This is a genomic window from Neisseria canis (assembly GCF_900636765.1).
Taxonomy (GTDB): Bacteria; Pseudomonadota; Gammaproteobacteria; order Burkholderiales; family Neisseriaceae; genus Neisseria; species Neisseria canis.
Genome location: NZ_LR134313.1, coordinates 2,090,707 through 2,105,408 on the forward strand (window position 1 = coordinate 2,090,707; position 14,702 = coordinate 2,105,408).

Annotated in this window: 12 protein-coding genes; 4 read left to right on the forward strand and 8 right to left on the reverse strand. The window is 49.9% G+C overall.

The features are described 5' to 3' along the window. Nucleotides 1–17: 17 nt before the first annotated feature. The 4 genes from EL143_RS09985 to EL143_RS10000 all read right to left on the reverse strand — a co-directional run bounded on the left by EL143_RS09985 (nt 18) and on the right by EL143_RS10000 (nt 2,977). Nucleotides 18–449, reverse strand: a complete 432-nt coding sequence (locus EL143_RS09985) for a protein YgfX (RefSeq protein WP_126326731.1) — start codon at nt 447–449, stop codon at nt 18–20. 5 nt (nt 450–454) lie between these two features. After that, on the reverse strand, nt 455–814 hold the full coding sequence (locus EL143_RS09990) for a hypothetical protein (protein WP_085416318.1): 360 nt from the start codon (nt 812–814) through the stop codon (nt 455–457). A 157-nt stretch (nt 815–971) separates the two neighbouring features. Then, entirely contained in the window at nt 972–2,660 is a 1,689-nt protein-coding gene (locus tag EL143_RS09995) for a cation acetate symporter (protein WP_085416319.1), read from the reverse strand. Beyond that, nucleotides 2,657–2,977, reverse strand: a complete 321-nt coding sequence (locus EL143_RS10000; protein ID WP_085416320.1) for a DUF485 domain-containing protein — start codon at nt 2,975–2,977, stop codon at nt 2,657–2,659. The genes EL143_RS09995 and EL143_RS10000 overlap by 4 nt, the downstream gene beginning before the upstream one ends. Nucleotides 2,978–3,353: 376 nt before the next feature. Here EL143_RS10000 and EL143_RS10005 point away from each other — a divergent pair, with 376 nt between their 5' ends. The 3 genes from EL143_RS10005 to EL143_RS10015 all read left to right on the forward strand — a co-directional run bounded on the left by EL143_RS10005 (nt 3,354) and on the right by EL143_RS10015 (nt 6,918). Then, complete coding sequence (locus EL143_RS10005) at nt 3,354–4,250, forward strand: LysR family transcriptional regulator (RefSeq protein ID WP_085416321.1); 897 nt, start codon at nt 3,354–3,356, stop codon at nt 4,248–4,250. Nucleotides 4,251–4,387: 137 nt separating this feature from the next. Further along, nucleotides 4,388–6,433, forward strand: coding sequence for a DNA polymerase III subunit gamma/tau (gene dnaX, locus EL143_RS10010; RefSeq protein WP_085416322.1), 2,046 nt, complete (start codon nt 4,388–4,390; stop codon nt 6,431–6,433). A gap of 149 nt (nt 6,434–6,582) precedes the next feature. Next, nucleotides 6,583–6,918 carry a YbaB/EbfC family nucleoid-associated protein gene (locus EL143_RS10015; protein WP_085416323.1) on the forward strand — a complete coding sequence of 112 codons (336 nt, stop codon included), beginning with the start codon at nt 6,583–6,585 and terminating at the stop codon, nt 6,916–6,918. A 277-nt stretch (nt 6,919–7,195) separates the two neighbouring features. Here the strand turns inward: EL143_RS10015 and EL143_RS10020 are convergent, their stop codons facing one another. The 3 genes from EL143_RS10020 to EL143_RS10030 form a co-directional block, all read right to left on the reverse strand. Continuing rightward, nucleotides 7,196–9,055, reverse strand: a complete 1,860-nt coding sequence (locus tag EL143_RS10020; protein ID WP_085416324.1) for a lytic transglycosylase domain-containing protein — start codon at nt 9,053–9,055, stop codon at nt 7,196–7,198. 324 nt (nt 9,056–9,379) lie between these two features. After that, nucleotides 9,380–10,408 carry an ABC transporter ATP-binding protein gene (locus EL143_RS10025; protein WP_085416325.1) on the reverse strand — a complete coding sequence of 343 codons (1,029 nt, stop codon included), beginning with the start codon at nt 10,406–10,408 and terminating at the stop codon, nt 9,380–9,382. Further along, nucleotides 10,405–12,024 (reverse strand): ABC transporter permease, encoded by a 1,620-nt coding sequence (locus EL143_RS10030; protein WP_197719592.1) that lies wholly within the window; start codon nt 12,022–12,024, stop codon nt 10,405–10,407. Before EL143_RS10030 ends, EL143_RS10025 begins: the two co-directional genes overlap by 4 nt. Nucleotides 12,025–12,431: 407 nt before the next feature. Between EL143_RS10030 and EL143_RS10035 the strand changes: the two genes are divergently transcribed. Further along, entirely contained in the window at nt 12,432–13,424 is a 993-nt protein-coding gene (locus tag EL143_RS10035; protein WP_085416327.1) for an extracellular solute-binding protein, read from the forward strand. Between the two features lie 157 nt (nt 13,425–13,581). Here EL143_RS10035 and ppsR read toward each other — a convergent pair whose 3' ends face one another. Beyond that, on the reverse strand, nt 13,582–14,400 hold the full coding sequence (gene ppsR / locus EL143_RS10040) for a posphoenolpyruvate synthetase regulatory kinase/phosphorylase PpsR (RefSeq protein ID WP_085416328.1): 819 nt from the start codon (nt 14,398–14,400) through the stop codon (nt 13,582–13,584). Nucleotides 14,401–14,702 lie beyond the last annotated feature (302 nt).

Sequence of the window (14,702 nt, forward strand, 5' to 3'; positions counted from 1 at the left end):
CATAAGTGGGTTAATGCTTAATCTTCTTTATCTTCTTTGCTTCTGCCGAACTTCGCCCACACAATCAGGCGGCGGTAGCTTTCGGCATCGGTCATATCGGGCAACACGGTGTGCGATATGCGCTTACCCTCAAGCTGCCATTGCAGAAAACAGCCTCTTCTGTGTATCAAGCTGCTTTCAGACAGGCTTGCATGGCGCAGCACGGCATCCGATTGCGAAAGCGAGGCGCGGCCCGAAGTATCGATATGGATGGCGGATACACTCTGCTTGCCTTTCAGGCTTTGCACCCGCCATGCCCAAACCAAGCTTGCTGCCAATGCCGCGACACCCAACCAGCGCATCCAGCCGTAAAATGCGGTAAAACACAACACAAAAGCATAAATATGCAATGCCGCCGCCAGCAGCATACCGCGCTTCGACGGTTTGAGTTTGACTTGAAACGCCTGCATCGGGTTTACATCATATTGTCAAACACGGGGCTGACGCTGATGTCTGAATCATCCATGTCCAACACCATATCGTGAATTTCTACTTCGAAAAACTCCCAAAAGGCTTGCAGGCTCATATCTTGCGGCCATTTGCTTCTTTCAATGTCCCAGCCGGAAATTTCGGCTTCAAAAATTTCCTGATAGCGCTCGTCGAAATAAGAAACCACGGCTTCCGGCTCGTCAAACTGGGGAACCAGATAAACCGAACAGTTGGTGCGGATTTGCGCCAAGGTCAAGTCGGGCATATCCTGATCGGAAGATTTCAGCCAGCTTAAAAATTTTTCAGTAGGCTTCAACACTACGGCCGTTCGGTCGACAAAATACATGCTTGATTATCCTTTGATTCGGTTTGAGCGAAGCGGGATTGTACTTCAAACTATGCCTGTCTGAAAGTATGCAGCCTCAGCTACGTCTGCCCCGCAATGCCTGTCTGAAAAAAAAACCATCCGCAACCGGGCGGATGGTTTTTTATAGCAAGTCCGATTAGTGATCCGAAGCGTCGGCTGCGCCGATACCCGTCATCGAACGCACATATTGTGCTTCAAAGCCTTCTTTGTCTTTTCTAGCCTGCTCGGATTTATCCATCAGCGACACCAACCAGCCCACAATAAACGCAGCAGGAATACTGAAGAGCGCAGGATTCGCATACGGGAAAATAGCCGATTCATTGTGCAGCACGCTCACCCATACGGTCGGTCCCAACACAATCAGCACCAAAGCCAAAATCAAGCCGGTAAAGCCGCCGGCTACCGCGCCTTTAGTGGTCAAGCCTTTCCAGAACATAGAAAGCATCAATACGGGGAAGTTGGCCGATGCGGCAATGGCAAACGCCAAGCCCACCATGAATGCCACGTTTTGTTTCTCAAACATCACGCCGAACACAATCGCCAATACGCCGAGCGTAAGTGTGGTCAGTTTGGACACGCGCATTTCCTCTTCTTGAGTGGCTTGTCCTTTGCGCACAACCGAAGCATAAATATCGTGGCTCACGGCCGAAGCGCCGGATAAAGCCAAACCGGCCACCACCGCCAAGATCGTGGCAAACGCCACCGCAGAAATAAAGCCCAAGAACAAATTACCACCCAAAGCCTCGGCAAGGTGGATCGCCGCCATATTCGTGCCGCCCACCATCTCATACACTGTTTTGCCTTCTTTCAAAACGGCGGTAAAGAAGTGCGGATTTTCTTTAGACACAAAAATAATCGCACCGAAGCCGATGATGAAAGTGAGCAGGTAGAAATAGCCGATAAAACCGGTTGCCACAAACACGGATTTGCGCGCTTCCTTCGCATCAGGCACTGTGAAAAAGCGCATCAGAATATGCGGCAGACCGGCCGTACCAAACATCAAAGCCAAGCCGAGCGACAAAGCATCCACCGGATTTTTCACCAAACCGCCCGGGCCTAAAATATCCGTACCTTTTTCGTGAATGGCAGTAGCCTGCTGGAACATGGTTTCAAAGCTGAAACCGGCGTGCTTCAAAATCATAAACGACATAAACGTCGCACCTGAAAGCAGCAGCACAGCCTTAATGATCTGCACCCATGTCGTAGCCAGCATACCGCCGAACAACACATAGCAAACCATCAACACACCCACCAAAATCACGGCGTAAATATAATCCATGCCAAAGAGGAGCTGAATCAGCTTACCCGCCCCCACCATTTGGGCAATCAGGTAAAAAATCACCACAAGGATGGAGCCGGAAGCCGCAAACAGGCGTACGGGCGTTTGTGCCAAGCGGTAAGCCGCCACATCGGAAAAGGTAAACTTCCCCAGATTACGCAAACGCTCTGCCACCAAAAATAACACAATCGGCCAACCCACCAAAAAGCCGGTCGAATAAATCAGGCCGTCGTAGCCGCTGGTGAACACCATTGCGGAAATACCGAGAAACGATGCTGCCGACATATAGTCGCCCGCAATCGCCAAGCCGTTTTTAAAGCCTGAAATGCCGCCGCCGGCGGTGTAATAATCTTTTGTAGATTTATTCTGCATCGACGCCCAAACCGTGATGCCCAAAGTCATGCCTACAAAAATCAAAAACATAATAATTGCCGGCATATTTAAGGGCTGCTTTTCCACCTCTCCAGAGATGGCATCGGCAAACGCACCCGAACATGCCAGCATCGACAAAGCTGAAAACCACAGAGTCTTGCCTGAAAATTTCATGCTTGATCCTCCATCACATTATCCACCACCTGCTTGGTCATTTTTTCGAATTTACCGTTGGCGATCGCCACATAAATACCGGTCGTAACAAACGAAAACACAATCACGAAAATGCCGACATAAATGCCCCAAGTGGTAATACCGTTTGCAGACACAGGTGTTTTCAGCAAGCCCGGGTTGCTGCCGATTACCCATATGTAAGCCAGATACATGAATAAAATGATTGCTGAAAAACTCCAACCCAACAAAGCCTTTTGCCGGGCCATTTTTTGAAATTCGGGATTTTCCAGCACTCTTCGTGCTGTTTGTTTCTCCATCTTTAACTTTCTCCTTTTAAAATTTCAGTTTCAGAACCAACTCAAAAATATGCACAAATCTTCGGCCTGTCCCGGCATTTGATTAATCGAATTATGATTTATATTTCCAACATACAGCAGCCGGACACCCAAATAAAATAACCGAATAATGCATAAATTTACCGACAATAGCAATCTTAAACAACAGAATTAAGATTATTTTATTTTCTGATACAGGCCTTTTGTTTTTATTATGATTGGATAATAATTTTTTGTTTTTAAAACAATTCCCAAACTTATCTCCAATCGGTTAATATATTAAAAAAGCAATATCTGAATAATAAAACGGTTGGAATATCAAAACTCCAACCCATTGTTCTAAAATGAGAAATACGATATGGACATCAACCATCTGAAATCATTTGTCGCAGTTGCCTACCATTGCAACCTCACACAAGCTGCTGAACGCCTGTTTCTTTCCCAGCCTGCCGTATCCGCCCAAATCAAAGCCATAGAAACCTATTTGGGTACGCCTCTGTTTAACCGGACCAGCAACGGCATGAGCCTGACCCGCGCCGGAGAAATTTTCCTGCCGGAAGCCGAATCCCTCCTCCAACACAAACACCGGCTCGACAATTTTGCCAAAACGCTGGCCGAACATTACACGCAAGACGCACAAATCGGCCTGATACACCCCATCAGCGGCAAACGCGTATCGAAACTGACCCGCCTGCTGAACGATTCGGCACCCGACATCCAGCTGCACATCCAATACGGCATGAGCGGCGAAATTTTGGAGCGCATATTATCCAAGCAGCTGCACGGCGGCTTTTTTCTCGGCCCGGTCAATACCCGCAGCGTACGCAGCATCTTTCTGGAAAACATTCAATATTCCCTTATCTGCCCCAGCTCAGAGGCCGAAAACATCAAAAGCAACCTGCCCAAAAACCTCGAACACTATATCTGGATAGAAATGTCGGGCGTATCGGCCAGCAACAAACATTTGCAACAGTTTTGGCGGGTTAACCGGCTCTCGCCCAAGCGGCAAATTATTTGCGACTACCCGCAAACCATCATCGACTTGGTGGGAGACGGCATCGGCGTGGCCATGGTGCCCAGCCACAAAGCGCAGGATGCCGCCAACACCGGCAAACCCATTACCGTTATCGAAGAATTCCGCCAAAGCCTGCCGCTCAATTTCATCTACCTCGACGAATACGAACACGACCCCGCACTCAGCCTGATTAAGCGGAGCATAGAAGAAGTGTGGGAGCTTCAAAAACAAGCATCTTGATTGATGATTAAGTTGTCCGGCCATATCTGCTAAAATAGCGCAGATTTGTTTTTTCAGACAGGCATTCATATAACACAATGCCTGTCTGAAAACATCTGCATTCATCTTCCCAACCGCATGTTCACCCAAGAAAGCTTATGGCCTATCAAGTTCTTGCCCGAAAATGGCGCCCGAAAACCTTTGCCGATTTAGTCGGCCAAGAGCACGTTGTCAAAGCCCTGCAAAATGCGCTCGATAAAGGCCGCCTGCATCACGCCTATCTGCTCACCGGCACCCGCGGCGTCGGCAAAACCACCATTGCACGCATTCTTGCCAAAAGCCTGAACTGCGAAAACCCGAGCAACGGCGAACCTTGCGGCCAATGCCAAAGCTGCACGCAAATCGACTCCGGCCGCTTTGTCGATTTATTGGAAATCGACGCCGCATCCAACACCGGCATCGACAACATCCGCGAAGTGCTCGAAAACGCCCAATACGCGCCCACTTCCGGCAAATACAAAGTGTATATCATCGACGAAGTGCACATGCTTTCCAAATCGGCTTTCAACGCCATGCTCAAAACATTGGAAGAGCCGCCCGAGCATGTGAAATTCATTCTCGCCACCACCGATCCGCACAAAGTGCCCGTTACCGTATTGAGCCGCTGCCTGCAATTCGTGTTGCGCAATATGACGCCCCAGCAAGTGGCCGGACACCTCAGCCACGTTCTGCAAGTGGAAAACATCCCTTCCGAACCTGCCGCGCTCCAATTATTGGGCCGCGCCGCCGCCGGTTCCATGCGTGACGCCCTGAGCCTGCTTGACCAAGCCATCGCAATGGGTTCCGGCAAAGTCAGCGAAGAAGACGTGCGCCACATGATAGGCGCAGTCGACAAACGCTACCTTTACGAACTGCTGCAAAGCATTGCTGCGCAAAACGGGGAAGCCCTGCTGCAAAAAGCGCAGGAAATGGCGGCACGCGCCATCGGATTCGACAGCGCCTTGAGCGAACTGGCCGTATTACTGCAACGCATCGCCTTGTTCCAAACCGTACCCTCGGCCATCCCTCAAGACGATCCCGAGCGCGAAACCCTGAAAGTGCTGGCGGATCACTTAAGCGGCGAACAAATCCAGCTTTACTACCAATGCGCCATCCACGGCAAGCGCGACCTCAGCCTCGCGCCCGACGAATACGCAGGCTTCGTAATGACCTTGCTACGCATGCTCGCGTTCGCCCCGCTTGCCGCCGCAGGTAACCCGACCAACGGTCAAATCAGCGGCACCGAGCTGCACACCCCTTTTGCCGAAAAGGAAACCGAACCAAAAAAGCCCTTAGTCCTGCCTGATTATCCCGAGCAGCCTCCTGCTGCTGTCGAGCCGCCCGCAACACACATTGCAGAAACCGCGTCGGAATCCGGCACAGCGGAGTACACCGCAGAACACACCGAATCAGAGCAGGCAGAAACACCCCCCGTTGAAAGCATTACAGAGGCTTCGTCTTTTGCAGAAGCCGTGCCGGCCGATGCCATTTTTGAACATGCCGTAGCGGTTACTGCAAGCCAAGCCGAAGAATACAGCCCGCAGTGGGAAGAAATTCCGCCGGAACACGAAACTTCGGCAGGCGAACCCTATCCGGATTATCCGACCGATTACCCAGCCTATGATGACGAAAGCATGAATTATTTCCCCATGCACGAACCATCTCAGCCTGAGCAACCGAATCACAACGAAGAAGACGAAACCGGCGCGGAAGCGGAAGAAGCCGCTTTCGTACCCATGCCCGAATTTGCGGCAGAAAACTGGGCACAAATTTCATTCCGTCTTTCCCGCAAGCTCGGTGCAGCCCAAATGCTGACCAATCATGCCGCGTGGGTAGATTTTGATGCGGAAAACAGCGTGCTCACGCTCTCACTCACTGCGAATGCCGCCAAAGAAGCCAAAAGCAAAGGCTTTTTCGACAAAATCCGCAACGCATTGGCGGAAGCCTACGATATACCCGAACTCAAGCTGCAAACCTGTGCTTGGGAAGAAAACCGCAACTGGGAAACCCCCGCCATGCGGAAAAACAGGCTCCAAATTGAAGGCCGCCAACGCGCACAACAAATTCTAGAAAGCGACCCCGCCTGCCAGAAATTGATGAATCTGCTCGATTGCCACGAGTGGAAAGCCGAAACGATAGAGCTGGCGGAAAATATCGAAGAATAAACATGCCTGTCTGAAAGCAGGCAAGTCGGGTTTGAATAAATGTTTTGGCTTCGCAGAAACCGCGTTGCCCGTTTTCAGACGGGCATTACGTTTCAAAACTGGTTTAACAATCAGAAATATTAATTTTTACCTAATAGGAGTATCCCGCAATGTTCGGAAAAGCAGGTCTGGGCGGCTTGATGCAGCAAGCCCAAAAAATGCAGGAAAATATGAAAAAAGCCCAAGCTAAACTGGCCGTTACAGAAGTAACCGGTGAAGCAGGCAACGGTTTGGTAAAAGTGGTGATGACATGCAACCACGTTGTAAAAAGCATAGACATCAACCCCGACTTAATCGCCGAGGCCGCGGACGACAAAGAGATGCTGGAAGACTTGGTTCTAGCTGCGGTTAACGCAGCAGGCGATCAGGCTGAAGAATTAACCAGCAAAACCATGGGCGCATTCACACAAGGCCTGCCGCCCGGTTTCGGCGATTTCTTTAAATAAGCTTCGGCTAAACTGACAATGCCTGTCTGAAAAAGGTTTTCAGACAGGCATTGTGTCGTATGGCAAATATAGCAAACCAACTAAAAACAATACATCCGCCCTACCCGCGGCTTAAACCGGCCACCTTGAATTACGGTCATTTTAGGAGCAGTCCGGGTCAACCCGTAGCATAGCGAAACCATGACAAAACAAGTTTAAGCCACAATAACAAAGCCCATCACAATCAAAATGATGGGCTTTGTTATCTAATTGCAATGCCTGTCTGAAACACTCAATCTCAACGACCGGGCACTGTACCCATGCGCTGTTTCAGCGATGTTTGCGGCTCGTTAAACAGAGTGGCGTAGTAAGTTGCATTGGTCATCACTTTTTTCACATAGTCGCGGGTCTCGTTAAACGGAATGGTTTCCGCATAAATCGCGCCTTCCAGCGGCGTAGCCGCCTGCCAGTTGCGTGCCCGGCCCGGCCCGGCGTTATAGCCGGCTGTGGCCATCACTTCATTGTTCTGCAAGCGGCGTTTGGCATCCGCCATATACCAAGTACCCATGCGGATATTGCCGTCCATAGTATATAGCTCACTGCTGTCCATACCGATTTTGCCGGCAATTTCACGCGCGGTTGCAGGCATAACCTGCATCAAACCTTGTGCGCCCACGCTGGATTGCGCACCCAGCATAAACCTGCTCTCTTGTCGGATAAGGCCGTATACCCAAGCCGGATCAATACCTACCTGATTTGCATAACGCACGGTAATGTCTTTAAACGGCGAAATATAGCGGAGCGTATAATTCAGCTTCTGCTGGGTGCTGTCGGCCGTATTCACGGCCATTTCGTAAAAGCCTTTGTCGAAAGCCAGTTGTGCCGCAGCCAATAGCGTGTCTTCATTAAAGCCGCGGATAGCAAAACGCCACTCCGCCTGAGCCTGGCGGCGCATTTTCCATTCACCCGATGTTTGGCTGGCTTGGAAAAGGTTCAGCGCGCGGTCAATCGCTCCGTCTTGCGCCAGTTTTTTCACATCTTTTTTCGAAGCATCCGACACATTATTTTTAGCGCTTACCCGTTGGCCCAATTCCTCCATCGACATCACGGCATAGAAATTGCGGCCCGATTGGGCGGCTTGGCCGTATAAACTTTTCGCGCGGCTGCTGTCGCCTTGGGCTGCCAAACTGCGCGCCAGCCAATATTGCCAGTCCGGTTTCTTTTTCAAATGCTCCGGCATACTTTCGATGATGTTTGCCAAATCGCTCCAGCGCGAAAAGCGCAAGGCCGAGCGTGCGTACCATTCAAACTGGTCATCCGACAATTGTTTTCTGTCGGCACGGTTGTAATAGTTCAAAGCGGTAGAAAAGTTTTGCTTTTTTGCTTCCGCATAGCCCAACACGCCCCAGGCAAAACCGCTCTGCTCACGGGTAAGCATACCCTCCAAACCGCTCAACCTGCCGGCCGCCGAGCCGCTTTTCTGTGCGGGCGGACTGATCACGTTTACCAGCAATTGCTCTTGTGCGCCCTGACCTTCCAAACCATCCAGCGGGCTGCCTAAAGCAGCGGCCAGATTACGCGCATCCGTGATTTGATTATTGCTGATCAGCCCCCTTACGCGGCGCCAGGATTTTTGCGTATCCAACTGGCCCCGTCTTGCCGACTCTTCCACCAATAAAGTACAGCCTGTCGCCTGTCTGCCTAATTCGTTAACGATTTTCTGAGCCAACTCGCTACTTTTGCCCTTCATCAACCCATTGTATTCGGCATAGCAGGAAACTTCCTGCGCACGGCCTGCTTTATCCAGCTTGGCAAACTGCTGTTCAAACTGCGCCCATTGGCCGCGCTTACCCAAGCTTTTCAACCATTCGTTACGGACGTTTTCTGCCATCGCGCTATTGCCGGCATGGCTGAGAAACTGCGAAGGCAGCATATCGTCGTCAAGCTTGATGGCATCCAATACGCTTTGATATGTTTGGTAGTCAGACAAAATCTTATTGGGTGATTCGGTTGCCCTTACTGTGGGCAAATGCACCCCGCCGGCAGTTTCGGCGACACGGTTTACCGGCTCTACCCGCTGCTCGGGAGACGAGCAGGAAGCCAGAGCCGAAATGGCCACAGCAGCAAAAGTAAGCTTGAAAGTACGGTTTTGGATCATCTTAAAACTATTCTTCTGTAATAATATTATTTAGGTTCGGCCGCCAAGCCGTGTCTATGGTCTTGGTTTAACAGCCTGTATTGTGTGCGATTTGTCGGTGTTGTGAAATCGGATTTCAAATTCTAAGCGATTTAGGTAAGCAACTCCCGCAATAAACAAATCTTTACAATTTGCAAACCTGCGTTTGTATCAATAATCGGAAGAGCAGTCAACGGCTGCTTGCTTGAACATTCAGAATGGTTTTTGGAAAAACGGCTCTAATTTTCATAGCTATATGGATGCCTGTCTGAAACGTTTTCAGACAGGCATCAAACCGACTTTGCATCAAGCAAACACAGCCAGCTTTTCGGCTTCAAGCCGGATACCCACCCGGCTGCCTACTGCCAAGCCTTCTTCTACATCGGCCTCTGCCAACATGGTTTCTCCGCTCTCCAATTTCAGAGTGAGAATCAAGCATCGGCCTTGAAAATCACATTCCAGCACTTCGGCCGAAGCGCCGCCTTCAACACCTACCAACACATTCTGCGGGCGCACAAACACTTGAACCTTGCCGCCCTCAACATCTTGCTCCGGTACACGCGGCAATGCGCCGGCTGCCGTTTTTACCAAACCGTGCTCGACCGTGCCGCGCAGCAAAACGCCTTTGCCGGTAAAACGCGCCACTTCGGCATCCGCGGGATGATGATACAGATTGTGCGGCGTATCCCACTGTTTCAAACGGCCTTCAGCCATAATGCCGATTTTATCGGCCATGGCAAATGCTTCGTGCCTGTCGTGCGTTACCATCAACGCACTGGTATTTTCCTGCTTAAGCAGGCGGCGAACCTCTTTGGAAAGCCGCATCCTCAAAGCGGAATCAAGATTGGAAAACGGCTCGTCCAGCAAAACCAACTCCGGCTTAGGCGCCAATGCGCGTGCCAGCGCCACTCTTTGCTGTTGACCGCCGGAGAGCTGGTGCGGATAACGGCCGCCATATTCGGGCATACCGATGAGCTCCAACAAGCTTTCAATTCTTTTTTTGCGCTCGGCGGCAGGCTGCTTGGCAATGCCAAATGCAATATTTTCTTTTACGCTGAGATGCGGAAACAAAGCATAATCCTGAAACACCATGCCGATCTTGCGCAGATGGGGCGGCATAAAAGAATGCCTGTCTGAAAGCGTGCGGCCGCTCAGCGTGATGGTGCCCGAATCAGGCTGTTCAAAGCCTGCCACTGCCCTGAGCGCCGTGGTTTTTCCGCAGCCCGAATGGCCGAGCAAACAGGCTATTTCACCTTCCTGCAACGCAAAACCGAAATCTTGCAGCACGGGTTTACGGTCGAAGGAAAGATTAAGTTGCGATACTTCCAGAATCATGGTTTTTGCTCCGTGCGCGAAAACAGAATCACCGGCACCAAGCCGGTTAACACAATCAACAAAGCCGGCAGGGCGGCATTGGCAAACTGGCCTTCTATTGTGAAAGCATAAACACGCACCGCCAGCGTATCCCAATCATAAGGGCGGGTCATCAGCGTGATCGGCATTTCTTTCATCATATCGACAAAAGCCATCAGCATCCCCGTGCCCAAAGTACCCTTGAGCAACGGCAGATAAATCCGCCGCAACACGCCCGCGCCGTTACAGCCCAAAGAGCGCGCCGCTTCTGCTTGCGACGGGCTGATGCGCTCCAAACCGGCCTCCACCGAAGCAAACGACACGGCCAAAAAACGGATCACATAAGCTGCCAACATCACGGCCAAAGTGCCTTTGAATATTCCGGTCACTTCTTCCGACAGCTTCAACCAATCAATCAACACATTGTCCAACCAAGCCACAGGCACAAACACACCCACCGCCAACACCGTGCCCGGAATGGCATAACCCAAAGTGGCCGCGCGTGCGGAAAACGCGGCAAACCGGCTTTTATCTACCCGCTTAGACAGTGCCAACAGCAAAGCCGCCACAGCAGCCAGAAAAGCAGCGGCCATACTTGCCGCAAACGAATGCCAAGCATTTTTCCATAGTGAAGTATTGAAACCGTCGTTAAAAGTTTCATAAGCCCAAATCAAGAGCTGCACCACAGGAATCACAAAAGCAAATGTCAGGAGCGTGGCGCAATAAGCAAATGCCAGCCATCCCGAAAGTGTCGGCAGCGCCCGGCGTTTACGGTGATGCGCTCTGCCCGATTGGCTGTAGCGCCGCCCGCCCCTGCTCAACTGCTCCAACACCAGCAATATAAAAACCGCCGTAATCAACAGCGCGGCCAGCTGTTTGGCGGTTTCCAAAGAATAAAAATCAAACCACGCCTGATAAATGGCCGTGGTGAACGTGTCGTAGCCGAACACGGAAACCGTACCGAAATCAGACAACACTTCCATCAACACCAACACCGTACCGCCTGCAATCCAAGGGCGCGCCATCGGCAAAGCCACACGGAAAAAAGAGCGTGTAGGCGAAAGCCCTAATGAAGCGCCGGCCTCCAGCGCACGCTGGCCCATGCTGCCGAACGCATTGCGTGCCAATAAATAAACATAAGGATAAAAAGTAAGGCTCATCACAACTGCCAAGCCGAAACCGTTGCGGATTTCAGGCAGGCCTTGTTCAAACCCACGGCTTTCCCGAAGCCAAGTGCTGATCGGGCCGGTATAGTCAAACAATCCCAATTGGGTAAACGCTAACACATACGCAGGCACGGCCAACGGAAGCATCATCGCCCAAAAAAAGAAACGCCGCATCGGAAAGTCATACATGGCCGTCAACCAAGCGCATGAAGTGCCCAACACCGCCGTGCCGAAGCCCACGCCCAACACCAGCCAAACCGTATTTTTTACCAGCAAAGGCAATTGAAACTCAAGCAGAAACGTCCAAATTTCAGCATCAAATGTGCCGAAAGAAGCAACGATCACACCCAGCGGCACAGCGATAGAGCATACGCAAAGCAGCAGCCACAATCGCGGCAGCAGCAACTTACGGAACGCAGGTTTCATAAGCATCCATTAAACACAAACAATAAATAAAGTAACCTTAGAAACCGGCTTCTAAACCGGCCGGATTGAGAACCTAGTAAGTCAATCAACACATCAACAACAAAGCAACAACGCCGCCATATTGAAATTAAATTGACCGACCAATAAAGACGATGTCATAAACCAATCGCTTAAATTACGAAACAACCCGATAAACACACCTGTTATCGGGCAAATCCATAATAAAGCGCGCTATTATCATCAATTTAAAAACATGATGCAATAAAATACATCTTACTTCAATAAAAACGATAATTTATATTGTTTGCAAAAACTACTTAACCTATAATGCAAAGCGTTTTAACATCGGTTTTTCAAACCGCCCCATGTGTTTCCACACAATCAACTTTAAATTAATACAGAGGAATCAAAACATGATGAAAAAAGCAATTGCCCTTGCAACTGCCGCAATCATTGCCACCCCCGTATCTGCTGCCGAGCTGGTGGTTTACTCTTCACGCGCCGACAATCTGCTCAAACCGATTGCCGAAGCCTATCAAAAGAAAACCGGCACCACAGTCAAACTGGTTAACGACAAAGCCGGCCCTCTGATGGCTAAATTGAAAGCTGAAGGCAGCAACACCCCGGCTGACGTGTTCATCACTGTAGACGGCGGCAACTTATGGCAAGCCACCCAAATGGGCTTGCTGCGCCCCATCGATTCGGCCACACTGAAAGCCAACATCCCTTCCCACTTGCGCGACCCGAAAAACCAATGGTACGGCCTGTCTGTCCGCGCACGCACCATTTTCTACAACACACAAAAAGTGAAGCCTGCCGAGCTTTCCACTTATGCCGCGCTGGCCGACCCGAAATGGAAAGGCCGCCTCTGCCTGCGCACTTCCGACAACGTGTATAACCAATCCCTCGTAGGCACAATGCTTGCCAACCAAGGCGCACAAAAAACCGCCCAAACCGTTAAAGGCTGGGTGAGCAACTTGGCTGCCGAACCGTTTGCCAACGACACCGCCATGCTTGAAGCCATCGGTGCCGGCCGCTGCGACGTGGGTATCGCCAATACTTACTACTACGGCCGTTTGATGGACAAACAACCCAACCTGCCGATCGGCATCTTCTTCGCCGACCAGCAAGGTAAAGGCACGCATGTCAACGTATCCGGTGCAGGCGTAGTGAAACACAGCAAAAAAGCAGCCGAAGCCCAAAAATTTATCGAATGGCTCAGCAGCAGCGATGCACAAAACCTTTTCGCCGACCTGAATCACGAATATCCGGCCAATCCTAAAGTAAGCCCTGATCCTAAAGTGGCTAAATGGGGTAAATTCAAACAAGACGTGATTAACGTATCCGTTGCCGGCAGTAACCAGAAAAAAGCTGTTATGCTGATGAAGCAAGCAGGTTACAAATAACCGCTTTCAGCAAAAGCAAACACAATGCCTGTCTGAAACTTTTTCAGACAGGCATTTATCATGATCCGACCAAACAACTTACATATTCCATATTCGGTAACAACAAGCTGCAAGCTTTTCCAAACCGGCCCGATACACCCTTCCTTCAACGCATCTCCTAGAAACGGCGCTTCAAATTACATGCCTGCATAATACTTACCGCCAGCTCCTCTACAGACTTATGCGTGGTATTGGTATACGCAATATTATGGCGGCGGAACATCGCCTGCGCATCATTCACCTCGCTCTTACAAGTGTTGATATTGGAATACTTGGAATCAGGGCGGCGCTCCTGGCGGATTTCCTGCAAACGCTCCGGCTGGATGGTCAAACCGAACAATTTATTTTTAAACGGCTTAACCATACGCGGCAAATCCGTAGTCTCCAAATCATCAGGCGTGAGCGGATAATTGGCGGCACGGATACCGTATTGCAGGGCAAGATACAGACAAGTCGGCGTTTTACCGCTGCGTGACACGCCCATCAAAATCACATCGGCCGTTTCCAAATCTTTCGCACTAATGCCATCATCATGATTCAAAGAAAAGTTGACCGCCTCCATGCGCGCATCGTAACGGTCAGTATCGGTAATACTGTGGAGTTTTCCGATTGAATTGCGCGCTTTCACGCCCAGCTCTTTTTCCAAAAGATGCAGGAAAGCATCAAAAAAGCTCAAATTCAAACCCACGCTGCTTTGCACGATTTTGCGAATATCCGGATCAATAATACTGGTAAACACCAGCGGGCGTTGCACTTCCTGCTCCGCCGAATTATTGATAATCTGCACCATCGCATGTGCTTTTTCCACCGTATCGACAAACGGATAAGTCACTCTCTTAAACTGCACTCCTTCAAATTGGTCAAGCAATGCTTCACCCATACTTTCAGAAGTCAAACCGGTTCTATCGGATATAAAAAATGCTCGGCGGCGCGACATACTTTTCTCTCTTTGAAATAACTGGTTAATCAAACTTTATAAAGCAGAAATCATAGCAACCCCGAGCATTTATTGGAAGCACATTTAACCATGCTACATCAAATTACAACGCTTCATTTCCCACCGTAAAATAAAAACAAAATTTCAAAAATAAAAAAAAATTAAAACAATAAACCAATAACCTTGCTTTTCAAATCACCAAAAACAGCTGTTAATTTATTCATAAGCGCCTATTTTACAAAGAATTACATGCATTGTAACAAAAGATATTATTAAGTTTCATGCGTTTATCCAAAGCATTT